The sequence below is a fragment of the Streptomyces sp. NPDC088387 genome (assembly GCF_044753385.1).
Taxonomy (GTDB): Bacteria; Actinomycetota; Actinomycetes; order Streptomycetales; family Streptomycetaceae; genus Streptomyces.
The window spans coordinates 151,455-177,825 of sequence record NZ_JBIVNC010000013.1; the positions used below are offsets into that span (position 1 = coordinate 151,455).

General features: G+C 70.1%; 22 protein-coding genes and 1 pseudogene. 10 read left to right on the plus strand and 13 right to left on the minus strand.

Annotated elements, in window-relative coordinates; translation table 11 throughout:
* Positions 1-154: 154 nt before the first annotated feature.
* Positions 155-616: a pyridoxamine 5'-phosphate oxidase family protein gene (locus ACIQAC_RS30495; protein ID WP_402196556.1), complete on the minus strand. Its 462-nt coding sequence runs from the start codon at positions 614-616 to the stop codon at positions 155-157.
* A gap of 146 nt (positions 617-762) precedes the next feature.
* Positions 763-1,809 (minus strand): LLM class flavin-dependent oxidoreductase, encoded by a 1,047-nt coding sequence (locus ACIQAC_RS30500; RefSeq protein ID WP_402196558.1) that lies wholly within the window; start codon positions 1,807-1,809, stop codon positions 763-765.
* 321 nt (positions 1,810-2,130) lie between these two features.
* Between ACIQAC_RS30500 and ACIQAC_RS30505 the strand changes: the two genes are divergently transcribed.
* Positions 2,131-2,604, plus strand: a complete 474-nt coding sequence (locus ACIQAC_RS30505) for a hypothetical protein (protein WP_402196559.1) — start codon at positions 2,131-2,133, stop codon at positions 2,602-2,604.
* Between the two features lie 98 nt (positions 2,605-2,702).
* Here the strand turns inward: ACIQAC_RS30505 and ACIQAC_RS30510 are convergent, their stop codons facing one another.
* Positions 2,703-3,596: an NADP-dependent oxidoreductase gene (locus ACIQAC_RS30510; RefSeq protein WP_402196757.1), complete on the minus strand. Its 894-nt coding sequence runs from the start codon at positions 3,594-3,596 to the stop codon at positions 2,703-2,705.
* Positions 3,597-3,807: 211 nt separating this feature from the next.
* Here ACIQAC_RS30510 and ACIQAC_RS30515 point away from each other — a divergent pair, with 211 nt between their 5' ends.
* Entirely contained in the window at positions 3,808-4,221 is a 414-nt protein-coding gene (locus ACIQAC_RS30515) for a winged helix-turn-helix transcriptional regulator (protein ID WP_402196561.1), read from the plus strand.
* Between the two features lie 144 nt (positions 4,222-4,365).
* Here the strand turns inward: ACIQAC_RS30515 and ACIQAC_RS30520 are convergent, their stop codons facing one another.
* The 6 genes from ACIQAC_RS30520 to ACIQAC_RS30545 all read right to left on the minus strand — a co-directional run bounded on the left by ACIQAC_RS30520 (position 4,366) and on the right by ACIQAC_RS30545 (position 9,305).
* Positions 4,366-5,514 (minus strand): hypothetical protein, encoded by a 1,149-nt coding sequence (locus ACIQAC_RS30520; RefSeq protein WP_402196562.1) that lies wholly within the window; start codon positions 5,512-5,514, stop codon positions 4,366-4,368.
* Between the two features lie 2 nt (positions 5,515-5,516).
* Entirely contained in the window at positions 5,517-6,587 is a 1,071-nt protein-coding gene (locus tag ACIQAC_RS30525; RefSeq protein WP_402196565.1) for a hypothetical protein, read from the minus strand.
* 198 nt (positions 6,588-6,785) lie between these two features.
* Entirely contained in the window at positions 6,786-7,010 is a 225-nt protein-coding gene (gene infA / locus ACIQAC_RS30530) for a translation initiation factor IF-1 (protein WP_402196567.1), read from the minus strand.
* Positions 7,007-7,798: a GNAT family N-acetyltransferase gene (locus ACIQAC_RS30535; RefSeq protein ID WP_402196570.1), complete on the minus strand. Its 792-nt coding sequence runs from the start codon at positions 7,796-7,798 to the stop codon at positions 7,007-7,009. The genes infA and ACIQAC_RS30535 overlap by 4 nt, the downstream gene beginning before the upstream one ends.
* 242 nt (positions 7,799-8,040) lie before the next feature.
* A complete protein-coding gene (locus ACIQAC_RS30540; protein WP_402196573.1) occupies positions 8,041-8,301 on the minus strand; it encodes a hypothetical protein in 261 nt (86 codons plus the stop codon).
* 5 nt (positions 8,302-8,306) lie between these two features.
* Positions 8,307-9,305: an RNA polymerase subunit sigma-70 gene (locus ACIQAC_RS30545; protein ID WP_402196575.1), complete on the minus strand. Its 999-nt coding sequence runs from the start codon at positions 9,303-9,305 to the stop codon at positions 8,307-8,309.
* Between the two features lie 176 nt (positions 9,306-9,481).
* Here ACIQAC_RS30545 and ACIQAC_RS30550 point away from each other — a divergent pair, with 176 nt between their 5' ends.
* From ACIQAC_RS30550 to ACIQAC_RS30580, 7 genes and pseudogenes are all read left to right on the plus strand, one after another.
* Positions 9,482-10,003, plus strand: coding sequence for a DinB family protein (locus ACIQAC_RS30550; RefSeq protein WP_402196577.1), 522 nt, complete (start codon positions 9,482-9,484; stop codon positions 10,001-10,003).
* A 150-nt stretch (positions 10,004-10,153) separates the two neighbouring features.
* The gene (abc-f, locus tag ACIQAC_RS30555) at positions 10,154-11,821 is read left to right on the plus strand and encodes a ribosomal protection-like ABC-F family protein (RefSeq protein WP_402196580.1); all 1,668 of its coding nucleotides are present in this window, start codon (positions 10,154-10,156) and stop codon (positions 11,819-11,821) included.
* A gap of 121 nt (positions 11,822-11,942) precedes the next feature.
* Positions 11,943-12,899 carry an aminoglycoside phosphotransferase family protein gene (locus ACIQAC_RS30560; RefSeq protein ID WP_402196582.1) on the plus strand — a complete coding sequence of 319 codons (957 nt, stop codon included), beginning with the start codon at positions 11,943-11,945 and terminating at the stop codon, positions 12,897-12,899.
* Positions 12,900-13,019: 120 nt separating this feature from the next.
* Positions 13,020-14,507 (plus strand): annotated as a pseudogene (locus ACIQAC_RS30565) (glycoside hydrolase family 30 beta sandwich domain-containing protein); the annotation flags it as partial.
* A gap of 218 nt (positions 14,508-14,725) precedes the next feature.
* Entirely contained in the window at positions 14,726-15,661 is a 936-nt protein-coding gene (locus ACIQAC_RS30570; RefSeq protein WP_402196585.1) for a metal ABC transporter solute-binding protein, Zn/Mn family, read from the plus strand.
* Between the two features lie 11 nt (positions 15,662-15,672).
* On the plus strand, positions 15,673-16,551 hold the full coding sequence (locus tag ACIQAC_RS30575) for a metal ABC transporter ATP-binding protein (RefSeq protein ID WP_402196588.1): 879 nt from the start codon (positions 15,673-15,675) through the stop codon (positions 16,549-16,551).
* Positions 16,548-17,429, plus strand: coding sequence for a metal ABC transporter permease (locus tag ACIQAC_RS30580; RefSeq protein WP_402196590.1), 882 nt, complete (start codon positions 16,548-16,550; stop codon positions 17,427-17,429). The genes ACIQAC_RS30575 and ACIQAC_RS30580 overlap by 4 nt, the downstream gene beginning before the upstream one ends.
* A 2-nt stretch (positions 17,430-17,431) precedes the next feature.
* On the opposite strand, the gene ACIQAC_RS30585 is transcribed toward ACIQAC_RS30580, so the two are convergent.
* The 4 genes from ACIQAC_RS30585 to ACIQAC_RS30600 all read right to left on the minus strand — a co-directional run bounded on the left by ACIQAC_RS30585 (position 17,432) and on the right by ACIQAC_RS30600 (position 25,234).
* On the minus strand, positions 17,432-18,460 hold the full coding sequence (locus ACIQAC_RS30585; RefSeq protein WP_402196592.1) for a Gfo/Idh/MocA family protein: 1,029 nt from the start codon (positions 18,458-18,460) through the stop codon (positions 17,432-17,434).
* Positions 18,461-18,552: 92 nt separating this feature from the next.
* Complete coding sequence (locus ACIQAC_RS30590) at positions 18,553-19,665, minus strand: HoxN/HupN/NixA family nickel/cobalt transporter (RefSeq protein ID WP_402196595.1); 1,113 nt, start codon at positions 19,663-19,665, stop codon at positions 18,553-18,555.
* Positions 19,666-19,907: 242 nt separating this feature from the next.
* Complete coding sequence (locus ACIQAC_RS30595) at positions 19,908-21,668, minus strand: discoidin domain-containing protein (protein WP_402196597.1); 1,761 nt, start codon at positions 21,666-21,668, stop codon at positions 19,908-19,910.
* Positions 21,669-21,769: 101 nt separating this feature from the next.
* On the minus strand, positions 21,770-25,234 hold the full coding sequence (locus ACIQAC_RS30600) for a glycosyl hydrolase family 8 (RefSeq protein ID WP_402196600.1): 3,465 nt from the start codon (positions 25,232-25,234) through the stop codon (positions 21,770-21,772).
* Between the two features lie 217 nt (positions 25,235-25,451).
* Here ACIQAC_RS30600 and ACIQAC_RS30605 point away from each other — a divergent pair, with 217 nt between their 5' ends.
* Positions 25,452-26,369 (plus strand): HAD family hydrolase, encoded by a 918-nt coding sequence (locus ACIQAC_RS30605; RefSeq protein ID WP_402196603.1) that lies wholly within the window; start codon positions 25,452-25,454, stop codon positions 26,367-26,369.
* The last annotated feature ends 2 nt before the right edge of the window (positions 26,370-26,371 follow it).

The window sequence follows — 26,371 nt, forward strand, 5'->3', positions numbered from 1 at the left end:
CCTTGTGGGGAGTTACGGGGCCTGCCGCGCTTTCCCCGCCGCCGGCCAGGGACTTCCGCTGCGGACGTCCACCCGCGTCCGCGCTGGACCCGGCTCGGACACCGGATGCGATGCGCGGAGGGACTTCCTGAAGTCCGACTGCGCGGGGCGGCCGCTACGCCACCCAGTTCCCGTCGCGCATGACGACCCGCCCGCGTAGTTCCGGCTCGCCACGCCAGGCGCGTACTGTCTTCGGGACTACGCGTACATACACAAACGCACTCTCCTCCGCGCGTGGATCCCAGCCGAACTTCTCGGCGAAGGCCTCCGCCGCCTCGTCCGGCACCTCCTGGTCCGGGAAGCACTCCGCCTCACCCTGGAGGAGCACCACGTCGAAGGTGTCCGGCAGCGACAGACGTACGCGCGGTTCCTTGTGGACGTTTCGCGCCGTCACGGACGTGGCACCGGTGCACATCCACACGGCTCGCCCGTCCCACAGGAACCAGAGTGGCACCTGGTGCGGCCCGTGATCGGGGTGTGCCGTCGACACCCATACGTCCCGCTCGTGGACGAGCCGGTGCAGTGTGTCGCGTATCCGCTCCGCCGTCTGACGCTGGGCCGTGCCTGTGCTCTCCATGGGGGCAGACCCTAGTCAGGCACACGCGACGCGCGCCTGGGGCGCAGGACCTACTCCCAGCGACCGAGGAGCTCCTCGGCATCCGGCGCGGAGCACCTTGCGGCGCGGCCCGCACGGACGATCCGATGGCCGGCCCGCGCCGCGTGTCAGGCCAGCAGCCGTGCGAGGTCGGCCATCTCCGTCTCCGGGTCCACCACGGGCTGGATCACCAGCTCGTCGACGCCCGACTTCTCCAGCACGTTGATCCGCCCGGTGAGCTCGTCCCTGGTGCCGACCAGGCCGAACGTGTCCACCAGGGACGGCACGATGAGCTCGCGGTCCTCGGGGGAGAGCCGACCCAGGTAGTTGCGGTAGAGCGACTGGTGACGCTTGGGGTCGGTGGGGGTGGTGCCGCGCAGTTGGAGCAACCGGTCGACCGCAGCGGCCTCTGCCGGGGGCAGCGACGCGCGGATGGCGGGGTTCTCCGCGCCGAGGATCAGTGCGCTGAGCGCGATGTGCCCGATCGAGTCCTTGACCGGATCGCCGTAGCGGTCCTCGCCGTCGGCGAGGACATGCAGGGAGGTCATGAGATACGAACGCGTCCTCTCGGCGTTCCCCGTGTCCCGCGCCGCCGTCCGCCGGGCCTCGCCGAGGGCCGACCAGGCGGCGGGGTCGTGCAGTCCGAAGGAGATCAGTCCCGCGCCGAGCCGGCCGGCGACCCCGGCGGCCTTCAGCCCGAACGCGGCCACGACGAACTCCACGGGAGCCTCGGTGTTGACGTACGGCCCGGCGTGCAGGAACCGCACGCTGCTGGACCGGGACCCCTCGTGGTAGTCGCACTCGCGGCCCGCGGTGAGGTCTTGCAGGGCGGCCGTGAACGACTCAAGCTCAGCCGGCTTCGTGGGCCGCATGCCGAGCGTCCGGCGCGCCGTGTTGCCGGTGCCGACCCCGATGACGATGCGGCCGGGAGCGAGGGCGTTGAGGCTGCCGACGGCCGCAGCCGCGGCGGGTGCGGAACGCAGACCCGGCGACGTGACCCCGATGCCGAGTCTGATCCGGCGGGTCGCCCTGGCGCAGAGCGCGAGGCTCACGAACGGATCGCCGTGGACCATCGGGGTGTCGTACACCCAGAAGCTGTCGAAGCCGAGTTCCTCCGCGCGGGCGGCCAGGTCATCCACACCGGGCCCTGCTGTGGTGACGATGCCGGTCCGCATGGCGACTCTCCTCGCCGTCGAGTGTGCGGGTGGCGCCACAACTGGACGCCGGTGAGCAGGTGTTGAGTCGCCCGGTCGTTACTGGTGAGACGGTCGACAGAGTGCCGACCGAGTCGTGGGCCGGACGACGAACGTGGCCTTCCCGTCCCGGCCCGCTTCCACACATCGATTGCCCGGGGGGACCGGCCTGCGAGACCGTCGGCGAGCGGCGCACCCCGGCGGAGATTTCGTGAAAAGCCGGTGCCGGCCCCGCGGGAGGTGGAGTATTCCGACCACTGACTGTCATGTCCCGGATAAGCGACATCTCACGCGGGAGTACGGATGAAGCGTTTGCGCAGAACACAGCTGCTGGGCCTCGGCGTCATGGCCCTGATGCTGGGCCTGGTGGCCGCCCCCACCGCACAGGCGGCACCGGCGGGGGCGACCGCCGCTCCCGCAGCCGCCGAGTGCACCGGCAGCTGGGACGGCAAGACGTACTGGGCCAAGAGCCCGTCGGGAACCAGCGGCGGCGGCTACGCGCGGACCTACTGGAACTCCTCGACCAAACGCAACTGCGCGAAGTTCTGGTCCAGCCCCTACGACGGTCTGGCCTCGAACATCAAGCTCTACCTCCACGACGAGAGCGGCGACTACATCGCCGACCCGCCCCCCGAGCACCCGGTCAACTACCACTACTACGCCGGCCCGCTCTACACCTGGTTCGACGCCACCAACGAGTGCATCCACCTGAGCGGTTCACTGACCCGGGGCGGGGTCAAATACACCCTGAGCACGCCAGACATCCGCTGCGACTGATGCGGGGTCTGTGACCTCGGAGTACGCCGGGTGTGTGCCCTGGTGCCGTGGCGTCCACGTGTGCTCGGCACCAGGGCCCGGCTGCGCGGGTCCCGGCCTCAGGGGACGAGCACGATCCGTCCGGGCAGCGCTCCGCCTGCCAGCCGTTCATGGGCCTCGGCCGCGGAGTCGAGCGGAAAGGTGTGCGCGACACGGGTCCGCAGCACACCCTGGTCCGCGAGCGCGGACAACTCGGCGAGCAGGGTGCCGTCCGCCTGCACGCTCAGCGCGCCGACGCGGATCCCGCGCTCGACCCCCGGTTCCCGGCCGGGCCAGAGACCGGCGTAGACGCCACCGTCGCGGACGGCGGCGAGCGCGTCGGACCCCAGTCCCGCCGCGTCGAGCACGCCGTCGAAGCAGCCCGCCGCCGGTGCCTGCCCCCGGGGCAGGAAGTGGTCCGCACCCCGGGAGACCAGATACTCCTCGAAGACGGCTGAGTCGGTCCCGGTGACCTTCAGCCCCCGCCGATGGGCGAGTTCCACGGTGTGGGCGCCGACGCCGCCCGCCGCTCCGGTCACCAGCAGGCTCTGCCCGGGGGACAGGGAGAGAAGCCGCAGCGCCTGGGCGGCCGTGGTCGTGTTCAGCGGGAGCGTCGCCGCGTGGACGTCGTCCAGTGTCGTGGGAGCGGGCGCGAGGATGCCGCCGTCCAGCAGGACGTAGTCGGCGTGCGTGCCGAGCGGCTTGTGGTGGCCCGTCGCCAGGGCGATGACCCGGTCACCGGCCGACCAGGAGACGCCCGCCCCGACGGCGTCGACACTGCCGGCCACGTCGAAACCGAGGCCAATGCGCTCCGTACCGCCGAAAACACCGGAGCGCATGGCGGCGTCCACGGGGTTCAGCGCGGCCGCCGTCACCTTCACCCGCACCTGCCCCGGACCCGGCGCGGGTATCGGATGTTCGGTGATCTCCACGGCAGCGGGCCCGCCGAAACGGGAGACGGTGGCGGCACGCATCAGCATGATCTTCTCCTGGACAAAGGAAAGGGAAAGGGAGAGGGCGGCGGGCGGAACCCCACCGGACCTTGGAACTCGGGCAGGTCTCACCCGGCGCACCGCGAAGCCTGTGACCTGGCTTCATACAATTGGTGCGTAGCCCCATGATGAGTCAGCATGGAACGGCTTACAAAAGGCACATTCATGTGCGCGACCAGAAGGCAGGCGGCTTGTGCACCACAACACGACACAGGAACGGGCCGCCCTCCCGGCGGGACCCTGCGGCCGCTGGCCCCTCGAAAAGGGCGAAGGCATCCGCCACATCCTGGACCGGGCCGGCGACAAATGGACCGTGCTGGTGATCGGCACACTCGAGCACGGCCCGGTCCGCTACACGGATCTACAGCGCTCCGTCACGGGCATCTCCCAGCGCATGCTCACCCACACCCTGCGCCAGCTCCAGCGCGACGGCCTCGTCACCCGCAACGCCTATCCCGAAGTGCCCCCGCGGGTCGAGTACGCGCTGACAGAACTGGGCGCCACCCTGCTCGACGCCGTCACCGTCCTGATCGACTGGGCGGGCACTCACCACGACGAGATCTGCGCGAACCGGTCCAGCTTCGACGAGACGACCCCCGCGTCGTGACACAGCCCGCGTCCGTGACACACCCCGCCTCCCGACACCCTCCGTGGCCGCGGGAGGCTGCCTCCGCCGCCCGAGCAAGCGCGCCTGCCTCCGCCGACGAACCCGCCGCAGCTCACACCGAATGCCACCGGCAGCCGAGACGGCTCAGCCGAACCGCAGAATGCGCGGAGCGAAGGTGACCTCGGGACCGTCAGCACGCCCGACCGACCACACCGTCGCCGTGCCCGGCACGGGAGCCATCCGCAGCGTTCTGGAATCGCCCTCACCGGCCACGCCCGGCTCGCTGTACTCGGTGAACGACTGCCCGTTCCAGGCAAGGAAGTCCGGCCCGGGGACAAGCGGCGGATTGCTGCCCGGCGGCCCCCACTTCTGTGAGCGGCCCACCGAGACCCAGGCCAGCGCGCCGGACGAGGCCGGTGCCAGCGAGTCGACCGAACCGAAGTCCGCGCCCACACTCACCCTGCTCCACGACTGCCCGTCGAACCGGACGAGGAGCGGCGGAATCGGCCGCCCCGGCGGACCGCCGACGAACCCGGCCGTGCCACCCGCCCACACCTCCGTCGGCGACACCACGAGCACACTGCTCAGAGCGGAGCGCGGGAACCTGTCCACGACCGTCTGCTGCCACTCCTGTCCGTTCCAGTGCGAGACGGTCGCACCCGAGCCGGTGGCGCCCGCGGCCCAGACGTCGTCGGCCGCCAGGATGTGCAGGCCGTACACGGATCCCGGTGGCGGCGGAACGTCCTGCCAGCCGCGTCCGTCCCGGCGCAGCAGAATCTGCGTGCCCGCACGCGAACCGATCAGCCACACCTCACCGGCGCCGGCGACGACCTTGGTCAGCGCAACACCGTCCGGTGGCCGGTTCTCGCGCCAGGTCGTGCCGTCGAAGTGCAGCAGACGGGCGCCGCCCGCCGCGTCGCGGCCCACCGCCCAGAGCGCGCTCGGAGAGGTTCCGGCGACGGAGAGCAGCTCGCCCTGCCAGCCGACTCCCGCCGGCGCCTGGCGCCGCCAGGCCGTGCCGTCCCAGCGCAGCATCAGCGGGAAGCCCGGGGCCTCGCGGCCGACGGCGTCGGCACCCACCGCCCATGCCAGGTCCGGCCCGAACGCCACGGCCTCGTTGAGCCCGGCCTGCGGGCGTACCTGCGCCGGCACCGGAACGTGCTGCCAGGACAGGGTGTTCGCCGTGGCCGACGTCACGAGGGTCAGCAGCGCCACGGCGGCAGCGAGCGCGGTGCCGAGAAGCCGACGTGGACGCAGTGGCCGACGTGGACGCAGTCGACGTGGACGTGCCATGGTCAGCCTCCCAGCCGCTCGCTCATGAGATTCGCCTTCGAGCCGTAGATCTCCACCGTCCCGAAGGACATCAGCGACCGCCCCGCCCGTGCCAGCGCACGGGGTTTGACGTCGATCGCGTTGGTGCGCTCCGGGCCGTACGAGAAGGTCGTGCGTGGGCCGGCGATGCGTGCGTACTTCGACTGGAACGCGCGGTCGCTGCGCACCGGCAGCCACAACGCTCCGTCCGGTCCGCGCACCATGCCCTCCGTGTACGTGTCGCCCGGCACGTCGGGGTAAGTCGTCTGCCAGGTACGTCCGTTGAAGGTGATCACGTAGGTGCGGGCCACGCCGTCGGTGTACTGGCTGCCACCGGCAGTGACCCGGCCGGACGGGTTCACGAGGATGGTGTGCACGTTGCTGTTGGGCGGCAGCGGGGCGTCGGCGTTCCGCCATGCCGTGCCGTCCCAGTGGAGGACGGCGTTTCCGGTGCTGGTGAGCGCCGAGGCCCAGGCGTCGGTGGCGGTGCGGGCCGTGATGCCGTCGACGAACAACACGCCGTCCGGGGCCGGCTGTTCGGACCAGCCGGAGCCGTCGTAGTGCAGCAGCTTCAGTCCGGTGTCGTCCTCACCCACCACCCACGCGGCACCCGGTACGGCGGCGAAGTCCTGGTAGACCCACAGGTCTTGGGGGAGAGGGAGGGCGGTCCAGCCCTGTGCCGACCGGCGGAGGATCTCGCCCGATCCCCCTCGGTTGTGGAAGATCCACACCTCGTCGCCCACGAACTGCACCTTGCCGAGCCGGCCCGGTTCGTCGGCGCCGGGGAAGGTGGTGTCCCGGCTCCACGCCGTGCCGTCCCACCGGTACAGCATCGGCCGCATGCCGTCGGTGGTCTGCTCGTTCCCCGTCGCCCACGCCTCGCGCGACCCACGGGCGGCCAGATCGGACACCGCCATCGGTGGAGTCGCCGGTGGCACGGCCAGGGCCGACCAGCCCGGCCTCACGGCCGCGGCCGGCTGGGCGGCCGTAACGGGTGACACCACAGCGGCACACACCACCAACAGACAGACGACGACCGCCCGCAGTCCGTTCACGAGACCCCCCAACGCGCCGGGCGCACAACGTAGTTGCTGCGGGCGCCCCGCGAACAGCCGCCAACCGGCCAACACGCGTGTGCCGTCAGTGCCGTTCGTCGCACCACGCAGGGAAGGCGCCCCCCGACCTTGCCAGGCAGAACCACCGAGTTCGTGGTCGGTCCGACTCAGAAGGCGCCTTCACGCGATCGCCCGGCGTCAGTTGCGGTACCGGAACACGATCCGGCCGCGCGTCAGGTCATACGGCGGGAGCTCCACCAGCACCCGGTCCTCCAGCATGATCTTGATGTAGTTCTTGCGGATCTTCCCGCTGATGTGCGCGAGCACCTGGTGCCCGTTCTCCAGCTCCACGGTGAACATGGCACTGCGCAGGCACTCGACGACCCTGCCCTCGACCTCGATGACGTTCCTGTTCGCCGTCATCGCACCAGCTCCAGGTTGCTGCCCGTCGTCCGGGCGCCGACGCCCTCGAACAGCGCCGAGGCCGCGTGGTTGGTCCCGTGGACCTCCGTCCAGGCCGCGGTGGAACCGGCGTGGTGCAGCGTCCCCAGTGCGTGGGCCAGCAGGGCCCGCGCGATGCCGCGGCGCTGCTCGCCGGCCAGGACCGCGAGCAGCCCGATGCGCGGCCGTTTCACCCGCACCACCCGGATCAGACCCAGGTAGCGATCCGGCGCCGCGGCCACCGCGTACGCCGACGGGTCGACGATGGTGTCGCCCTCGGGGCGGGGAACGACCTCGGCGGGCATCGAGTCCCACCCGACGGTGGCCTCGACCTCGGCACGGATCGCACGGTCCACCGCCCGCAACAGCCTCTCGTCCGCCTGACCGGCGGGCACGATGGTCACGCCTGACGGCGGCAGCACCGCGTCGAGCCCGGTGACCTGGGGGTCGGTCGGTACGACGTACTCCCACTCGCGGCGCCGCACCGTGAAACCGGCGCGCTGCCAACCGGCCGTCAGCTCTGCGTCGGCTTCGTCGACCACTGTGTACAGGGGCGCCGGCAGCTCGGCCACCATCACCTCGGCGAGCTTGTCGAAAGCGGCGCCCTGCCAGGCGTCGACGCTGACGAACAGGCGTCCGTCGGGCCGGTGCAACGCATGCGCGCGGCCGACCACCAGGTCGTCGTCCAGTGCGTGCCACTGCCAGTCCGCGACGCGCGTGATCTGCACCGCGTTCTCGCTCAGGCCGGATGTGAAGGGTGTTGTGTTCATCGGAATGTCCTTCCAGAAGTGCCTCGACCTCAGGCGCTCCTGGCGACACCGAACGTCAGCCGCCGGACCGTGACGGGTTGAGGGAGCACCCACGGATCACTGTGTTCACGGGGGCTCACCTCCATACGACGATTTCACGGTCCGGCGAGAACGTAGCAACAAGCCACCACCTCCCTCAAACCCTTTTCGCGAGGGTGCGGAGGCGTTGAGTCAAGGGGGGGGGATCATTGCCGCTGCCGGGATCAAGGTGCCGACGCGCTGGTGACGGTCCCGGCCCTCGGGGTCGCGATGTGCACCGTCGCCGTGTGACCGTCCGGGTTTCGCAGGGCGCGGACGCCGGTGCCGCGGAGCCAGAACCCGGCGCCGGGTCCGAGGACCGGCCCGGGTTCTCCGTCGCGCAGCTCCAACTGGACCCGCCCGACGGTGACAACGCCGAACGCGTCATTCCACTCCGCCGCGAGCACGGTGATCCGTGCGCCACCGGGCAGCGTGAGCGCCCGCACCGGGGCTACTCCGTGCCGTCGGCCGGCAGGCGCTCCGGCAGGCCGAGCCGCGGGAACCGGTCGTCGTGGAACGTGATGATCTCGGTGATCACCCCGTTGGTGACCCGCAGGACGTCGATCGTCAGCGGCAGGTACGCACCCTCCGCCTTCTGCCAGAGGTAGAAGGCGATGGCGGGCTGCCGGTTCACGGAGGTGGGCACGGAACGCAGGCCCTTCATGTTCTCGAAGCCGCTCTGGACCCAGTCGTTCATGACCGCGTCGCGCCCGATGTACAGGCCCGGCGTGGGCGGCATCGAGCAGCGGACGTCGTCCCGCAGCAGGGTGGCGAGGCCGGAGATGTCCGTGGCCACGCTGGCGTCGGTGTAGCGGCGCACCACCTCACGCGTCCCGGCGTCCTGTTCGCCGCCTGTCCAGTCCTGCCGCTCGGCGGGCAGCCGTTCCCGCATACCTGCGCGGGCCCGCTGAAGTGCGCTGTTCACGGAGTTGACGGAGTCCCCGAGGAGCTCCGCGACCTCCTTGGCGGGCCAGCCGAGCACGTCCCGCAGGATCAGTACGGCCCGCGGGCGCGGCGCGAGATGCTGGACCGCGACCAGATACGCCAGCTCGATCGTCTCCCGCGCCACGGCGAGGGTCTCCGGCTCGTCCGCGGGGCCCGCGGGCAGCTCGTCGAGCAGCCGGTCCGGGTAGGGCTGCAACCACAGCACCTCGCCGCCCGTCGCCGGCTCCGGGCGGGACCTGGCGAGCAGGTCCAGACAGGCGTTGGTGGCGATCCGGTACAGCCAGGCCCGGAACGTCGACCGCCCCTCGAAGGTCTCCCGCTTCCGCCAGGCACGCAGGAAGGTCTCCTGCACGGTGTCCTCGGCGTCCTCGAACGACCCGAGCATCCTGTAGCAGTGCACGTGCAGCTCTCGCCGGTGCCGCTCCGCCAGCGCCGAGAACGTCGGCTCGTCGACCTCCTTCAGCCCGCTCACGCCCAGCTCCTCCGGCCGTGTGTCCGCGTTCATCACGTCGTCCTCTCGCCTTGTTGTGTCCCGTCGTACGTGTGACGGGTGCGGTCGCGAAAACTCATCACGGAGGGAAGCACGGGTATCGACGGAGGAAGCACGGGCATCGACGGAAGGAAGCACGGGTATCGGCGACCATCCCGTACGACGCCACGACGTGGGGAATCCTGGGTGCCGTGACAGAGAACTCGATCGAAACAGCTCCGGGCAGCGAGGTCAGTGCGCTTCTCCGGGTCCTGGCCGGGCAGCGCCGCCATGTCCTCGGCACCCTCGACGGGCTTGACGCGGAGGCTCTGCGACGGCCCGTGCTGCCGTCCGGATGGCACTGCCTGGGTCTCGTCCAGCACCTCGCGCTGGACGTTGAGCGCTTCTGGTTCCGTGCGGTCGTCGCCGGGGACGCGGAGGTCATCGGCGGGCTGACAAGCGGCGCCGAGGCGTGGAAGGTGGCCCCGGACGTGCCGGCCGCCGCCGTGCTCGACGCGTACCGGCGGGAGACGGAGCTCGCCGACGGCGTGATCACAGCAACCGCTGCTGACGCCGGCCTGGCCTGGTGGCCCCACGACCTCTTCGGTGAACCGCACCTGCACACCCTGCGTGACGTCCTGCTGCACGTCATCACCGAGACGGCATGCCACGCCGGTCATCTCGACGCGGCACGAGAACTGATCGACGGCCGACGGTGGTTGGTACTGACCTAGCGCGGATGGTCGAACACCGCGGGAGTTGAACGAGACGGTTCGTCTTGTTATAGTGAGCGCATGGCTTTCCTTTTCTTCGTCTGAGTCCGGGCACGGCACCTGCCGCCGTCTCTGCTGCCCGTAGACCCTTCGTATGCCCAGGGAAGCCCTATGCGCGACCGCGCTCATACCGTCCTGCCCGCCGCCACCCTCACCACCACCGTCTCCGCCGTGGCCCAGCTGTCCGTCAAGGCCGTCACCAAGTCGTACGGCACCCGGACCGTCCTCGACCAGGTCTCCTTCACCGTCCGGCCGGGCGAGAAGGCCGCCGTCATCGGCGAGAACGGCTCCGGCAAGTCCACCCTGCTGCGGCTGCTCGCCGGTGTCGAAGCGCCGGATGCCGGGGACGTCACCGTCCGTTTCCCCGGCGGCACCGGCCACCTCGCCCAGACCCTCGACCTCGACGCGGACCGCACCGTGCAGGACGCCGTCGACCTCGCCCTGACGGACCTGCGTGACATGGAGCGAAGGCTCCGTACCGCGGAGGAGTCCCTCGCCAACGCGTCGGACGACGAACTCGCCGCTTACGGCGACCTGTTGACCGCCTACGAGGAGCGCGGCGGATACGAGGCCGACGCCCGCGTGGACGCCGCCATGCACGGGCTCGGGCTGGCCCGGATCACCCGCGAGCGCCTCCTCGGCTCACTGTCCGGCGGCGAACAGTCGCGCCTCGCGCTCGCCTGCGTCCTGGCCGCCGCCCCCGAGCTGCTGCTCCTGGACGAACCGACCAACCATCTCGACGCGGCGGCCGTGCGCTGGCTGGAGGACCACCTCCGCGCCCACCGCGGCACCGTCGTCGCGGTCACCCACGACCGCGGCTTCCTGGAACGCATCGCCACCACGATTCTCGAAGTCGACCGGGACGAGTGCACCGTGCACCGGTACGGCGACGGCTGGGCCGGCTACCGCGCCGCGAAGGCCGCCGCCCGGCGCGGCGCCGAGCAGCGGTACGCGGACTGGGTCGAGGAGGTGGCCCGCGCGGAGGAACTGCTGGAGGCCGCCGGCAGGAGGCTGGCCACCACCGGCCGCGACCCGAAGCAGGGCTTCGGCAAACACCGCCGCTCCAGCGAGGCCAAGCTCGGCGGACAGGTGCGCTCGGTGCGGGAGCGCCTGGAACGGCTGCGGCGCGATCCGGTGGGGGAGCCGCCGGTACCGCTCAGGTTCACCACGGCGCTGCCGTCCGCGGCCGGCGGACCCGTCCAGGGCCCACTCGCCGAACTCGACAACGTACGGGTCGGGGAACGGCTGCGTCTGGACGGGCTCCTGGCGATCGCCCCCGGCGGGCGCCTCCTCGTCACGGGCGAGAACGGCGCGGGCAAGACCACCCTGCTCCGTGTCCTGGCGGGCGATCTGCAACCGGACACGGGCACGGCGCACCGACCCGCCCGGATCGGCTATCTCGCTCAGGAACTGCCCGCGCACGCCACGCGCCGGACCCTGCTCGCCGCGTTCGCCGCCGGGCGGGGCGGACCGCCGGACGAGTACGTCGAACTGCTCCTGTCCCTGGGCCTGTTCCGCGAACAGGACGTGCACGTCCCGGTCGCCGCCCTGTCCGTGGGGCAGCGGCGACGGCTACAGATCGCGACCCTGGTGACCCGGCCCGCCGACCTCCTCGTCCTCGACGAGCCGACCAACCACATCGCCCTCGACCTGGTCGAGGACATTCAGGCGGCGCTCGCCGCGTACCCGGGAGCGGTGGTCGCCGTCTCGCACGACCGTGACTTCCGCGCACGCTTCGAAGCCGAGCAGCTGGAACTGCACGCCGGCCGCAGACGCTGACCGGGCCCGCGTACCCGCCCGTTCGCCCCGTCACCAACCGCCCGCTCTCCCCGTCCCCAACCGCCCGCTCTCCCCGTCCCCAACCACCCACCATCCGTCGGTTCACCGAAACAAGGGATCCATGACCACCTTCCTGACCCCACAACAGCTAGCCGCCCGCACCTCCGCCGCCGTCGGGGCGGCCGTCGCGGCCGGACGAGCGCTCGGTCTGACCGTCACCGAGCCCAAGGTGCTCCACGACGTCTTCTCGGTCGTCGTCCACCTGGCCCCCTCGCCGGTCGTGGCCCGGATTCCCACTGTCCTGCCCCGCCCGGACGACCTGGCCTCCCTCGCGCGCCGCCAGCAGGACGAACTGGACGTCACCCAGTGGCTGGCCGACCAGAAGATCCCGGTGATCGCGCCCAGCCCGCTCGTGCCGCGCGAACCCGTCCAGCGCGACGGGTTCTCGATGACGTTCTGGCCCTTCGTCGAGGAGGCCCGGGACAGGGAACCCGACTACGTCGCGAACGCCGAGTGCGTCGCCGACCTGCACACGGCACTGCGCGCCTACCCGGGCCGGCTGGAGTTCCTGTCCGCGGCCGACCCGCGGTTCATCGCGGACAGCCTCGCCCTGCTCGACGGGCATCCCGACCTGATCGGAGCGGCCGAACTCGACCGGGCCCGCCGCGAATGGCGGATCCTCGAACCCCTCGTACGCTCACGCGACGCCTTCGAGGCCCGGTTCCCCGGCGTTGGCCTCCAGCCCGTCCACGGCGACTCCCCGCCCGCCAACATCTTCCACGCCGTGGACGGCGACCTCTACGCCGACTTCGAACTGATCACCCTGGGACCCGTCGAGTGGGACCTGGCCGCACTCGGCCCCGACCACGAAGCCGCCTACGACCGCGGTGCGCGACGCAACGGCACAAGGCCGCTCGACAAGGACGTCCTCGCCTTCGTCAACGCTCTGGGCATGGTGCGGATCATCGCCACCCTCACCCTGGTTCCGCAGCTCCCCGACCTCATGGAGTACCTCGAGCCCGCGATCGACCACTGGCGGACGACGCCGTTCGCGGACGGGGCAAGCGCCTTCATGTGAGTGCGCTGTGGGCCTTGACGCACTTGGTCCATACCTTTAATTTCGACGTGAAATAGGTCGCACAGGGCCTTCTGGTCACGCCTGCCTTGCACTGCCCCCACCATTGCGAAGGACGACCGTATGAGATCCAGTCCCTGGTTCCGCCTGTCCCGCCTGTCCCGGTCAACCCGCTTCCTGCTCGCCGGTGTTGTCGCGGCGGCGACACTCGCGGCGAGTGGCGGCACCGCCCAGGCGGCGAACGAGCCGGTCAACGTCTGGCTGACGACGACGTCCGACTCCGCCGGCCGCAACGTGACGCGTGGCCTGGCGCAGCAGACGGCCCTGCGCTTCGGCCCCGCGGGCGGCACCGCCCAGCACACGATCACCGTCAACGAGGGCACGACGTACCAGCAGTTCGAAGGCGGTGGCGCCTCCATCACGGACACCACCGCCTATCTGCTGCGCGGCGGTCCGGTCACCGCCGCCACCCGCGACGCCGTGATGCGCAGGCTGTTCTCGCCGACCGACGGCATCGGACTGTCCTTCGTCCGCAACCCCATCGGGGCCTCCGACCTGTCCCGGCCGGGCCATGTCTCGCTCGACGACACCTGCTGCAACCTCAACGACTTCGGCGCCAACGGATACGACACCAACGTCCGTCTCCTGACCGGGCAGGCCAGGCAGCTCAACCCGGCACTCCGGGTCAAGGGCGTGCCGTGGAGCTCCCCGGGGTGGATGAAGGACAACGGGCGGATGGACCAGATGGGCTGGCTGAAGTGGGAGTACTACCCCATGTACGCCCAGTACCTGGTCAGGTACATCCAGAGCTACCAGGCCGCCGGCATCCCGGTGAACTACATCTCCGTGCAGAACGAGCCCAACTGCTGCCAGGCGGGCAACCCGACGGCGATGAACTACCCGGGCATGAACTGGAACGCGTCGGGACTCATCGAGTTCACCAAGAACCACGTCTATCCGGCGTTCCGCGCCGCCGGTATCACCACCAAGGTCATGGTGCACGACTGGAACTACGGCGACTACGCGCAGATCGGCTCCGCCATCCTCGCCGACCCCGCCGTCCGCAACGACCCGCTGTTCGGCGGCATCGCCTGGCACGGCTACTTCGGTGACCCGGCGGTCGGCACCCAGGTCCACAACCAGTACCCGGCCGTCAAGCAGTTCAGCACCGAGCACTCGGGCGGCACCTGGATCGGCAACCAGCACAACGAGGACCTCGCCGACATCGTCAACTACACCCGCAACTGGAGCGGCAGCCTGGTCAAGTGGAGCCTGGCGCTGAACCAGAGCATGGGCCCGCACAACGGCGGCTGCGGCACCTGCACCGGCCTGATCACCGTGCAGGAAGGCGGGCCGCGGGCCGGACAGGTCGACTACACCATCGAGTACTACACCACCGGTCACCTCACGAAGTTCGTGAAGCCGGGTGCGTACCGCATCGCCTCCACCGCCAACGGCACGGTCCAGAACGTCGCCTGGCGCAACCCCGACGGCTCCAAGGCGCTGATCGCCCACAACGGCGGCACCAGCAGCCAGTCCGTGCGGGTGAACTGGGGCAGCCAGTCCTTCGTCTACACCCTGCCCGCACGCACCACCGCGACCTTCACCTGGTGACGGCGAGCTGATCGCTGGGGAGCGAGTCCTGCTGGGCAGGGCTCGCTCCCCACTCGCGTTCCAGAACAAATCATGCAGGCCAGGACGGGGTCAAAGCTTGGCAACGATTGTCATATCTATCAAGGTGAACGATAGGTCTGACATTCATTTCCATCTAGCGTGGCGGCTGACCGGCTGGGACCGGTCCACCCAACCGACTCCGTCGTGGAGGACCCATGTTCTCGTCCCCGTCCCGCCGACTGGCGCTGGTCACCGGCGCCTCCCTGGCCCTGCTGGCAGGCTGCGGCAGCTCCGCGGACTCCGGAAGCGACGGGAGCGGCGCGTCGGACTCCGCCTCGTCGGGCAAGGTCGCCGTCGTCGCCTCGACCAACGTCTACGGCGACATCGTCGAGCAGATAGGCGGCGACGGCGTCGACGTCACCTCGATCATCAGCGACCCCGACCAGGACCCGCACTCCTACGAGGCCAACACCCAGAACCAGCTCACCCTGTCCAAGGCGAAGGTCGTCGTCGAGAACGGCGGGGGCTACGACGACTTCGTGGACCGGATGCTGAAAAGCAGCGGCTCCTCCGCCGAGGTCGTCAACGCGGTCAAGGTCTCCGGCAAGACGGCCCCCGCGGGCGGCGAGCTCAACGAGCATGTCTGGTACGACTTCCCCTCGGTGGCCCGCATCGCCGACAGCATCGCCGCAGCCCTCGGCAAGGCGGACCCGGAACGGGCCGCCACCTTCACGAAGAACGCCGAGGCCTTCAAGTCGAAACTCACTCCGCTGGAGTCGGAGGAGGCGCAGATCAAGAAGGAACACGGCGGCGAGGGCATCGGCATCACCGAGCCCGTGCCGCTCTACATGACCGAGGCGAGCGGACTGATCGACAAGACGCCCGCGGAGTTCAGCGAGGCCGTCGAGGAGGGCGACGACGTCTCCCCGAAGATCCTCCAGGAGACCCTGGCCCTCTACAGCGACAAGCAGGTCGCGGCGCTCGTCTACAACGCGCAGACCTCCGGCCCGCAGACGGAGAAGGCCGAGAGCGCGGCCAAGGCGGCCGGCATTCCCGTCGTACCCGTCACCGAGACCCTGCCGCAGGGCAAGGACTATCTCGGCTGGATGACGTCGAACGTCGACGCGCTCGCGAGCGCGCTGGCCAAGTGAGGTCGGCGGCGATGGCCTCCGCGCCCCGGTCCCGGCACGGCGACAGCGACGACCGCGGCGACGCAGCCCCGGTGATCTCCCTGCGCGGTGCCGCCGTGTCCTACGGCGAGCGTGTGGTGTGGCGGGGCCTCGAACTCGACGTACACCCCGGGGAGTTCCTCGCCGTGCTCGGGCCGAACGGGTCGGGCAAGACCAGCCTCGTCCGTGCGCTGCTGGGCCGGCAGCCACTGTCCGCGGGCACGCTGACGGTCCTCGGCCGGCCCGCGCACAAGGGCGGCAGGCACATCGGATACGTCCCCCAGCAGGCCGTACTGTCCGCACAGGCACCGGTACGCGCCCGCGAGCTCGTACGCTTCGGGATCGACGGGCACCGCTTCTGGCCCAGGCCGCGCACGGGCGCCGTCCGCCGCCGGGTGGACGAGATCCTGGAGGCCGTCGGAGCCTCGGAGTACGCCGATGTCCCGGTCGGCCTGCTGTCCGGAGGCGAACGCCAGCGCGTACGGGTGGGTCAGGCCCTGGCGACCGATCCGCGGATCCTGCTGTGCGACGAACCGCTGCTCTCCCTCGACCTGCACCACCAGCGGGCGGTCACCGAACTGGTCGACGCCCGGCGTCGGTCGCACGGCACGGCGGTCGTCTTCGTGACCCACGAGATCAACCCGATCCTCGGCCTCGCGGACCGTGTGCTGTACCTGGCGCGGGGCGGCCACCGGATCGGCACACCCGAGGAGGTCCTCACCTCCGCATCACTGTCACGGCTCTACGGCACCCACGTCGACGTCGTCCGTGTCCACGGCCGGGTGCTGGTCGTCGGGGCACCGGACGAGACCGCCGCGCCACCGCACCACGCCTCCCCCGGGACCCACGAATGGGACGGAGTCCGGTCATGACCCTCGCCGACTCCGTCTGGCACCAGATCTTCGCCTTCGACAACTACGGCGAACTGCTCACGCTGGTCCGCAACTCCCTCGTCGTCGGCGCCGCGCTCGGCCTGGTCGGCGGCCTGGCCGGGGTCTTCGTCATCATGCGCGACCTGCCCTTCGCGGTGCACGGCATCAGCGAACTGTCCTTCGCCGGCGCGTCCGCGGCGCTGCTGGCGGGGGTCAACATCGTCGGAGGGTCCATCGCCGGATCGCTCGTCGCGGCCGGCGCGATCGGTGTGCTGGGTGCGCGCGCCCGGGACCGCAACTCGGTGATCGGCATCCTGATGCCGTTCGGCCTGGGGCTCGGCGTCCTGTTCCTCGCCCTCTACAAGGGCCGCGCCGCCAACAAGTTCGGCCTGCTCACCGGTCAGATCGTCGCCGTCGACACACCGCAGACGGCCTGGCTGCTCGGCACCTCCGCGCTGGTCCTTGTGGTCCTGGTGGTCATCTGGCGTCCGCTGACCTTCGCCAGTGCCGACCCGGAGGTCGCCGAGGCCCGCGGGGTGCCGGTGCGCTCGTTGTCCTTCGTGTTCATGCTGGCGCTCGGGCTCACGGTCGCCCTGTCGGTGCAGGTGGTCGGGGCGCTGCTGGTCCTCACCCTGGTCGTGACACCGGCCGCCGCCGCGGCCCGCGTCACGGCCTCGCCGGTTCTCCTCCCCCTGCTGAGCGTGGTCTTCGCCGTGGTGTCCATCGAGGGCGGCATCCTGCTCGCCCTGGGCGGCAGCATCCCCATCAGCCCTTACGTGACCACGATCTCGTTCGCCCTGTACGTCGCGTGCCGGCTGGTCGGCGGACGCCGGACCCGGCGCCGGGGAGCCCGGCGCACGGTCCCGCGGCTCGCCTGAACTCAGGTGGCGGTGAGTCCCCGCAGGGGCAGGCCGCTCTTGAGGTACATGTCGTCGAGGATCCCCATCGTCTGTACGGCGTCGCGGGCCGAGGTCAGCACCGGGCCGCCGTCCAGGACCGCCTCCGTGAAGGCGGACAGCTGACGGACGTAGGTGGAAGGCTGCCGCGGCACGCGTTCCCTGCGGGCGCTGCGGCTGCCGTCCGCCTCCACCTTCCGTACCGTCAGGCGGTGGTAGAGGTGCGGGGACACGAAGTTGACGACGTTCAGCTCACCGGCCGTGCCCACCGCGCGGGCCCGGATCGACAGCACACGCCGTGACCACAGGGAGGCATGGACCCGCCCCGTGGCTCCCTGCGGGAACGCCAGCTCGGCGGAGATCGCGCGGTCGACGCGCGGGTCCTTGCCGAGCGGCAGTGCGGTGGCCGCCGTCACCGTGGGGGTCGCGCCGCCCAGGAGGCGGGCGACGTGGACCGCGTAGCAGCCCGCGTCCATGGTGGCGCCGCCCGCGAGATCGTAGTCGTAGCGGATGTCGCCGAACCGGGGGAGAGGGAAGCAGACTTCGGCCTCGACATGACGGAGTTCGCCGAGTTCTCCGCTGTCCACGATGCTCCGCATGCGCTCGGCGAGGGCGTGGTGCCGGTAGTGGAAGGCCTCCATCACCACCAGGCCGCTGCGGGCGTGGGACGCCTCGGCGGCGTCGGCGACCTGCTCCGCCTCGGCGCGGTTGGAGGTGAACGGCTTCTCGCACAGGACGTGCTTGCCCGCCTCCAGGGCCTTGAGCGTCCACTCGGCGTGCAGTCCGTTGGGCAGGGGGATGTAGACGGCGTCGACCCGCGGATCCGCGAGCAGGGCGTCGTAACCGTCGTGGACCACGGGGACGCCGTGTCTGCGGGCGAACTTCTCCGCGCGCGAGCGGTCGCGCGCCGCTACGGCGGTCACCGTCACCCGGGGTGTCTGCCGGGCGGGCTTGATCAAGGCACTGGGGGCGATGGCTGCTGCCCCGAGCAGCCCTATGCGTAGTGCGGACATCGCGGGCGGTGTACCTGTGCCTTTCCGGCGAAACGAACGGACGTCACCTCGGCCGGGCCCACGGCCCGGATGAAGTGCTCATGGCAATAAGTCTAGACAAGGCTCTTCTCCTCGACGGGCGCCGCCGACCACTTCTCCTCGATCCGGCCGACCTTCCACACCACGAGGGCCAGCGCCCAGGTGACGAAGAACAGCGCGACGACCACGTATCCGATGGTGTTGAGGTCGAGCCCGGACACCCAGTCCCAGAAGGCGCCGTGCAGGTCCGCCTTCTCGGCGACCAGGCCGAGCAGTTCGACGGTGCCGATGATGAGGGCGACGGCGACCGACAGCCCGGTGATGGTCAGGTTGTAGAACACCTTGCGGACGGGCTTGGAGAAGGCCCATCCGTAGGCGAAGTTCATAAACGAGCCGTCGATGGTGTCGAGCAGTGACATACCGGCCGCGAACAGGACCGGCAGACACAGGATCGCGTACCAGGGCAGCCCGGACGCGGCCCCCGAACCGGCGAGCACCAGCAACGCCACCTCGGTCGCGGTGTCGAAGCCGAGGCCGAAGAGCAGCCCCAGCGGATACATCCGCCACGGCTTGGTGATCGACTTCATCAGCCGGCCCAGGATCCGGTTCATGAACCCGCGCTTGTCCAGCTGCTCCTCCAGGGCGGCCTCGTCGAACGCCCCGGAACGCATCTGCCGGAACACCTTCCAGATCCCGCTCATGATCACGAGATTGATGAAGGCGATGACATAGAGGAACGTCCCGGAGACGGTCGTACCGATCCATCCCGTCACCCCGTGCAGCGCCGACCCGTCGTCCTGCACCGGCCCGGCCAGCGCCCGGACGCCGAGAGAGAGCAGAAAGGCCAGCCCGAACACGATGCTGGAGTGCCCGAGCGAGAACCAGAACCCCACCGACAGCGGCCGTCGCCCGTCGTTCATGAGCTTGCGGGTGGTGTTGTCGATGGCGGCGATGTGGTCGGCGTCGAAGGCGTGCCGCATCCCGAGTGTGTAGGCGGTGACCCCGATGCCCACCCCGAAGGTCTTGGTCCCCAGGCTGTAGTGCTCGGGCGCCACGATCACCACGAGGGTGAACCACCCGATGACGTGCAGGGCCAGGATGAAGGCGGTCATCCCGCCCACACTCATCCACTCCTGGCGGTTCATCGACGTGCGGATACGGCGCCAGGATGCGCGGACGCTGGTCATGGAGGTGCGGACCCAACTGCTCGACTACGGCTGTGCTCAGCCACACCCCGCAGACTTCTGCATGCTATGTGCAACTACCATCCTGCGGCGGTAAAGGCCGGGACCGGGTTTGACCAAGAGGGGGAACAAGCACGCCGGGGACCGTCCCCGCCGAAGTCGACGCGGTGGGGGACGGTCCCCGGCGCTGTGTCCGCCCGGGTTCGTGGGCGTCCCGGGCGAACACATCCCGGTCACCCCATGGATCAGGGAGTGACCGGGACGTTCGTCAGTCCGGACGTGGCATTGCTGACCGTGTTGCTCGCGTACACGACGTTCGGATTGGCGGAGCACTTGGACACGGAGGTGATGCGGATCGCGTAGGCGCCCACCCCGCCCAGGTCGGAGCGGTTGTTCCGCCAGGTGTTGCCGCAGCCGTTCTGGAACGACGGTGTGGTGGACGGGTTGTGCGTCTCGTAGCCGTTGGCGAACGTGCCCGGCGAGGCGAAGGTGCCGGTGTTGTTCTCGATCAGGTAGCCGACACCCTTGACGTCGACCCAGGAGTCCGCCGAGTTCTGGCCGCTGATGCCCCGGCCGTCGAAGGTGTTGCCGCGGATGACCCCGCCCGTGGTGCCCTCCTTCACGTCGATGGGCTCGGCCGCGATGTTCGGCCCGATCCGGTTGTCGAGCACCTGGACACGGTCACTGCGGTCGACCCCGCCGGTGTTGCCGTGGCAGGCCCAGTTGGAGCCGGCGGACCCCAGGTACACACCTTCGCCGTAGCCCTGCTGCACAAGGCCCGTGTCGGTGATCCGGGAGTTGCGGATCACACCGTCGGACGAGGAACGCCGGAAGTGCACGGCCTCCTCGTCGACATGGTGGACGTACACCCCGTCGACGGTCACATGGTGGCTGTTGTCGAGGACGATGCCCTTCTTGGAGTCCTTGACGGTGAATCCGTTCAGCCTCCAGTAGGGGGCGCCGTAGAGCCACAGGCCGTATCCGGAGTCCCAGCCGGCGGTGGGTGCCGGGCAGGACGGAGCGGTTCCGGAGGGGCCGTCGTTGACCAGGACGGCGGTTGTCGGCCCGGTCAGGGTGATCGGCGCGGAGGCCGTGCCGGCGCGCTGTGTGGCGAAGGCGCCCCGGTACTCGCCGGCCGCGAGCCGGATCGTCTGTCCTGGCTGGGCCGCGGCCAGCGCGGCCGTCAGCTGGGCCGACGTCGACACGTCGACCGTCGTACCGCCGCCCGGGCCCTGCTGGGTGGTGGCGGTGACCGCGGCGCTCGCGGCCGAGGTGTTGCCCGCCGCGTCGACCGCGCGGACGGTGTAGGCGTAGGCGGTTCCCGCTGCCAGCCCGGTGTCCGTGTGGCTCGTGCCCGTGGGGGAGGCCACGAGCTGGTCGCCGCGGTAGACCCGGTAGCCGGTGACGCCGACGTCGTCGGTGGCGGCGTTCCACGACAGGGACACACTGTTCGTGGTCGTGCCCGTGGAGCGCAGGCCGCCCGGGACGGTCGGGGCGGTGGTGTCGCCTCCGCCGGCGCCCGCGCCGTAGACCTCGAACTCCCAGAGGGAGTAGCCGTATTCGGTGCCCCTCGCCGTGCCGTTCACGCGAACGTAGCGGCCCGTGCCGCTGACCGTCAGGTCGTCGGTGGCACCGTCACCGGTCGTCGTGGCGTACACGTCCGTCCAGTCGGTGCCGTTGGGGGAGGTCTGGATCCGGTACGACTGCGCGTACGCAGCCTCCCAGTTGAGCCTCACACGCGAGACACGGTGTGCCGTCCCGAGGTCCACACTGATCCATTGCGGATCGGTGCCCTCCTCGCTCGCCCATCGCGTGGACGCACTGCCGTCCACGGCACGGGCCGCCTCGAATCCGCTGCCCTCGACCGACGAGGCTGTCGCGGGCCGGCCCTGCGAGACGAGCGCGTCCGCGGCCGGGGCGGCCTGCGCCGAGACGGTGATGCCGGCGCCTGCCAGCAGGGACAGCAGCGCGCCTGTCGCCACTAGGGCGGTCACTCTGCCTTTCACGTACCCAACTCCTTCTTCGGTGGCCTCTTGGCCGTACGTGAGTGGGGGAGGGGGTGGCCCCGGCCGGCGGAGGTCAACCCGCCGGCCGGGGCCACCGGGGGTCACGGCACCCAGTGGTTGCCCGATACCGTGATCATGGTCTGGAGCTGGATGCTCGACGAGTAGTAGCTGCTGGTGTCGATCGGAGTCGCCAGCATCTTGTTCCACAGCGCGTCCAGCCAGGCCTGACTGCCGGAGTCCGTGGTCGCGGCGACCGCGAACGGGGCGAAGAAGGCCGCCTCGCTGCCACTGTCGATCTGTGTGCCGTTGAGCTTGTAGCCGATGGCGATCTTGGACGGGTCACCGCCCGTCTTGCCCTTGATCCACGTGTTGAGCTTCCTGGCCGCGGTGAGGGACTTGCTGTCGCCGCTGGTCACCGCGTCGTTGGCGATCCGCCACGGGGTGCGGCAGGCGTTCCACCAGTAGGCGCCGTCGTTCGCGTCCTCCAGGACCTGGCCGGGGGCCGGGCGGGGAGTGGTGTGGGTGTCCACCACGAAGTCCGGCAGCAGGCCGGTGGACGACGCGTACTTGGCCTGGAGCGAGGTGATCTGGTTCTGGTGCGCGGTGCGGATCGTGTCCCAGGCGCCGTCGCCGGTCGCCTTCCGGAAGGCCCGGAAGTGGTCGACCATCCAGTCCGACGTACGGGAGATGTTGTAGTACTGGTCGCCCGGATCGGTCCAGTCGCCCAGCTTCAGCAGGTTGGTGGTCGAGTTGATCTCGCTCTGCTTGATGGCGTTGATGTGCTTGATCGCGAGCTGCTTGTAGTTGTAGGTGCCCGAGCTGCCCCACTGGCGGTCCGCCAGCAGCAGGCCGTAGGCGACGTCCATGTCACCGTCGGTGGCACCGTCACCGCCGTTCACACTGCGGCAGTTGGTGTCCTGCTCGGCCGCGAGAAGGTCGGGGTTGATCGACGAGGGGTGGTCGATCACCCACTTGGTCAGCCCGTCGAAGATCTTCTTCGCGTCGGGGTCCGCTCCCGCCATGGTGGCGCTGATGACCATGCCGTACCCCTGCGCCTCCGCCACGTAGGGATGGTCGGCGTCCGGGGAGATGACCTGGTACCAGCCGTTGCCGCAGTTCTGCCGGACGAAGTTGGACTTCCAGTTGCGGTAGTAGTCGACGACCTTCTGGTCGACGCTCGCGGTCGAGCCGGACGGCTTCAGGATGCCGTCCACGTACGGGATGGTGTGCCCGCCGAAGGGCACCGCCGGACCGCCCCCGCTTCCACCGGACTCGGTGGTGGCGCTGGCGGTGTTGCTCACCGCGGAGGTGTTGCCCGCCGCGTCACGCGCCCGGACGGTGTAGCCGTACGAGGTCGACGCAGCCAGACCCGTGTCCGTGTACGTCGTCCCCGTGGCCGTTCCGACCACCTGGCCGTTGCGCAGCACGTCGTACCCGGTGACGCCCACGTTGTCGCTGGACGCGGTCCAGGACAGCGACACACTCGACGACGTGGTGCCCGTGCTCGCCAGGCCGGCGGGCCTCGACGGCGCGACCGTGTCGGCCTCGCCGCCGCCGGTGCTCTTCAGGAAGAGCGAGCCCGACGAGTCGGTCCTGGTCGCGTTGACACCGGCGTTGGGGGAGGTGGAGTAGTCGACGTTCTCCCTGCTCGCCCAGTCCGGGATCGTCGCCCCGTTCACCGCCAGGTGCTGGAAGTTCCGCGGGTCGGAGGCCGCGCTGCCGAACTGGTACAGGCGCTGCCGGTCGGCGTAGTACGGCGTGTACGCGCCGCCCTGTGTCCGCTGCTTGGTCAGGTCGTTGTTGTAGAAGACGTTCTGCGGACCGCTGGAGCCGGACCACTTGAGGGCCTTGGGGCCGGCGGCCCACCAGATGGGATACCAGTTGGAGTCGTCGGGAGCGTCCCCGCCCTCCTCGCCGCAGTTGGAACGGCAGTTCTTCGAGGCGTGCTCGAACGGCACGGCCGCCTTGTTGTTCTCGAACAGGTTCCGGCGCTCCCAGCCGCCGTGCAGGTTGAGGTCGGAGTCGAAGTCGTTGCCGATCACCACGTTGTTCGACGCGGACCACTGGAACGTGAAGTGCCGCAGGTTGCGCGAGGTGTTGTAGGCGTACAGGGAGTCCCAGACCCGCGAGCCTCGGAAGTAGCCGTTTCCGCCCTTGCCCTTGTTCCACGAGCCGTCCAGCGTCGACTCCTGGACCTGGATGTTCTTCGCGCTCTCGGTGACGATCGGGTGGGAGCCGGTCATGTGGGTGCCGACCCGGCGGATCCACACGTTGGCGGCCCACTTGAGGACGATGCCGTGCTGGGCGTACTCCGGCGCCATGTTGCCGTAGTTGTTCTTCGCGTCGGCCTCGGTGAGGTTGTAGGTGCCGCCGCCGAGCTTGGGCATGCCCGCCATGTCCTGGGTGAGGCTCAGGTCCTCGATGCCCACGCCCTGGACGACCTTCAGCGGGGTGACCCGGCTCGGGTAGACCGTGCCGTCGATCGCCGTGGAGCCGTCCGAGGTCGAGTTGAGCGGGAGGTCGTACTCCAGCGGCTTGTCGATGGTGAGGTTCTTGCCCGCGGTGTCCACCGACGCGATCTGGAATATCTGTTGACGCATGTGCAGGTTCAGGTACTTCGTCGTGTCGGTGGCCGTCTGCTGCTGGTAGAACTTCCGCGAGTTGGCGGCGCCGACCCACAGATACCCGCCGGCCTTGAAGCGGTTCATGTCGGCGTTGGAGGCCAGCTGGATCCGGTTGCTGCCGCTCGCGGACGCGGCGCGCAGCGGAACGCCGCTCGCCCAGTGCTGGTTGATGCTGCCCTCGAAGATGTCCTTGCGGTTGGCCGGCGCGGAGTTGTAGTCGCTCGTGTACTTCGGTGAGACCTCACGCGTCTGCACGCGCAGCAGGCCGCGGCCCGGCCAGGTCCAGCCGCCCTTGCCCGCTCCGTGGACCGCCCCGTCCTCGTCCCAGTCGCTGCCGTCCTCGGTGAGGGTGTCGTAGCGGGTGTTGGCGTCCGGGCGGAAGCGGAGGGTCGTCTGGTCCTTGCCGGCGCCGCGCAGCACCAGGTAGTCGGCGTCCAGGCCGAGTTGCCGGGTGACGGTGATCGTGCCGGCGGGCAGGGTGATCGTGGAGAGCTTGGTGTAGCTCGCGCTCGGTGTGCAGTTCTTGCGGATGTCGTCGATGGCCCGCTGGAGGCCGCTCGTCGCGTCGCTGCCGTCGGCCCGGACGCTGTACTGACTCGCCAGCTCCTGCGCGGTGATCGAACAGGCGGGGTCGGGGTTGGTCTCCGAGGCGCCGGGGAGGGCGGCGCCTCCGCGGTAGCCGGCCTTGCTCCAGTCGGGGAGTCCGGAGACGGGTGCCCGGCGGTTCGCGCTGGTGAGGTCGGGGACGGCGGCCGTCGTCCGGGCGGGGGAGGGGGCGGGGTCGGCCGGGGTGGGCACGGCGCCGGCGGCGTCGAGCGCGGTCATCCCGGTCAGCCCGATGAACGCGGCGGTGAGCAGTGCGGTGACCCGCCGGGGGGTACGGAGGGGCCTGCGTGGTGGAGGGTCGATGGAGGGCGGTGCGGAGTGGTGCAGGCGTGACATGGTCGTCCTTCCAGGCGGGACTGAAACGGGGAGTTGACGGAGCCATGGGGCGGACTGCAAGCAGTTGACGGAGCCAGTGCGATGACTGTAAGGAAGACTTCCTAACAATTAAATCGGGACGTTAGAGACGCAGCCGTGGGACCGCAAGGGGCGTGACGCAGATTCATAAATATGAACACTGTTCACATGTTCAACCAGAGCAAGGAGTTGGCCGCTCATGACCACCCCCAAGAGCACGACCGAGATGACGACCGAGACCACGCTCAAGACCACGCCCGAGACCACGAAGACGACCACCTCGGAGGTCCTCCCGAAGATGATCCTCACCACGGCCGAATCCCGGCCTCGGCTGATCGCCACCGACCTGGACGGCACCGTCGTCCGCAGCGACGGAAGCGTCTCCGCGCGCACCGCCGCCGCCTTCGCGCGTGTCCAGGAGGCGGGCGCCGACTTCGTGTTCGTCACCGGCCGCCCGCCGCGCCTGATGGACGCGATCGTGGAGATGTTCGGCCCGCGCGGGACGGCGATCTGCTCCAACGGGGCGTTGATCTACGACATGCGCACCCGCGCCGTCGTCGCCGAGTACTCCATCGACACCGTCACCCTCGCGGAAGCCGCCCGCCGCCTGCGTACGGCCGTACCGGGCATCGGCCTGGCGGTCGAGCACGCCGACGAACTCCACGCCGACGAGCAGTACGAAGCCGGCGACTGGGACTCCGACATCACCGTCCAGCGCCCCGGCGAGGACAAGCTCTGGAGCCGCCCCGCCCCCAAACTCGTCGGACGCCACCCGTCCCTCTCCGCCGACGACCTCCTCGCCCTCGCCGCACCCGCGATCGGCGACCTGGTCACGGTCTACCACTCCAACGGCGAGCGCCTCGTCGAGGCGATCGGCTCCGGCGTCAGCAAGGCCCAGGGGCTGGCCCGCTTCGCCGCCGGCCTCGGGATCACCCCGGCCGAGGTCGCGGCCTTCGGCGACATGCCCAACGACCTGCCCATGCTCGCGTGGGCCGGCAGCTCCTACGCCGTGGCCAATGCCCATCCCAGTGTCCTGGGCGCGGTCGATCACGTCATCGGCTCCCACGACGAGGACGGTGTCGCCGAGGTCGTCGAGCGGATGTTCCCCCTCGGCTGACG

What these genes read in the sequence shown, in the direction of transcription:
- ACIQAC_RS30495 (WP_402196556.1), bottom strand. Translation starts at nt 616, where the DNA reads ATGGAGAGCACAGGCACGGCCCAGCGTCAGACGGCGGAGCGGATACGC.
- ACIQAC_RS30500 (WP_402196558.1), bottom strand. Translation starts at nt 1,809, where the DNA reads ATGCGGACCGGCATCGTCACCACAGCAGGGCCCGGTGTGGATGACCTG.
- ACIQAC_RS30505 (WP_402196559.1), top strand. Translation starts at nt 2,131, where the DNA reads ATGAAGCGTTTGCGCAGAACACAGCTGCTGGGCCTCGGCGTCATGGCC.
- ACIQAC_RS30510 (WP_402196757.1), bottom strand. Translation starts at nt 3,596, where the DNA reads ATGCGTGCCGCCACCGTCTCCCGTTTCGGCGGGCCCGCTGCCGTGGAG.
- ACIQAC_RS30520 (WP_402196562.1), bottom strand. Translation starts at nt 5,514, where the DNA reads ATGGCACGTCCACGTCGACTGCGTCCACGTCGGCCACTGCGTCCACGT.
- infA (WP_402196567.1), bottom strand. Translation starts at nt 7,010, where the DNA reads ATGACGGCGAACAGGAACGTCATCGAGGTCGAGGGCAGGGTCGTCGAG.
- ACIQAC_RS30535 (WP_402196570.1), bottom strand. Translation starts at nt 7,798, where the DNA reads ATGAACACAACACCCTTCACATCCGGCCTGAGCGAGAACGCGGTGCAG.
- ACIQAC_RS30545 (WP_402196575.1), bottom strand. Translation starts at nt 9,305, where the DNA reads ATGAACGCGGACACACGGCCGGAGGAGCTGGGCGTGAGCGGGCTGAAG.
- abc-f (WP_402196580.1), top strand. Translation starts at nt 10,154, where the DNA reads ATGCGCGACCGCGCTCATACCGTCCTGCCCGCCGCCACCCTCACCACC.
- ACIQAC_RS30560 (WP_402196582.1), top strand. Translation starts at nt 11,943, where the DNA reads ATGACCACCTTCCTGACCCCACAACAGCTAGCCGCCCGCACCTCCGCC.
- ACIQAC_RS30570 (WP_402196585.1), top strand. Translation starts at nt 14,726, where the DNA reads ATGTTCTCGTCCCCGTCCCGCCGACTGGCGCTGGTCACCGGCGCCTCC.
- ACIQAC_RS30575 (WP_402196588.1), top strand. Translation starts at nt 15,673, where the DNA reads ATGGCCTCCGCGCCCCGGTCCCGGCACGGCGACAGCGACGACCGCGGC.
- ACIQAC_RS30580 (WP_402196590.1), top strand. Translation starts at nt 16,548, where the DNA reads ATGACCCTCGCCGACTCCGTCTGGCACCAGATCTTCGCCTTCGACAAC.
- ACIQAC_RS30585 (WP_402196592.1), bottom strand. Translation starts at nt 18,460, where the DNA reads ATGTCCGCACTACGCATAGGGCTGCTCGGGGCAGCAGCCATCGCCCCC.
- ACIQAC_RS30590 (WP_402196595.1), bottom strand. Translation starts at nt 19,665, where the DNA reads ATGACCAGCGTCCGCGCATCCTGGCGCCGTATCCGCACGTCGATGAAC.
- ACIQAC_RS30600 (WP_402196600.1), bottom strand. Translation starts at nt 25,234, where the DNA reads ATGTCACGCCTGCACCACTCCGCACCGCCCTCCATCGACCCTCCACCA.
- ACIQAC_RS30605 (WP_402196603.1), top strand. Translation starts at nt 25,452, where the DNA reads ATGACCACCCCCAAGAGCACGACCGAGATGACGACCGAGACCACGCTC.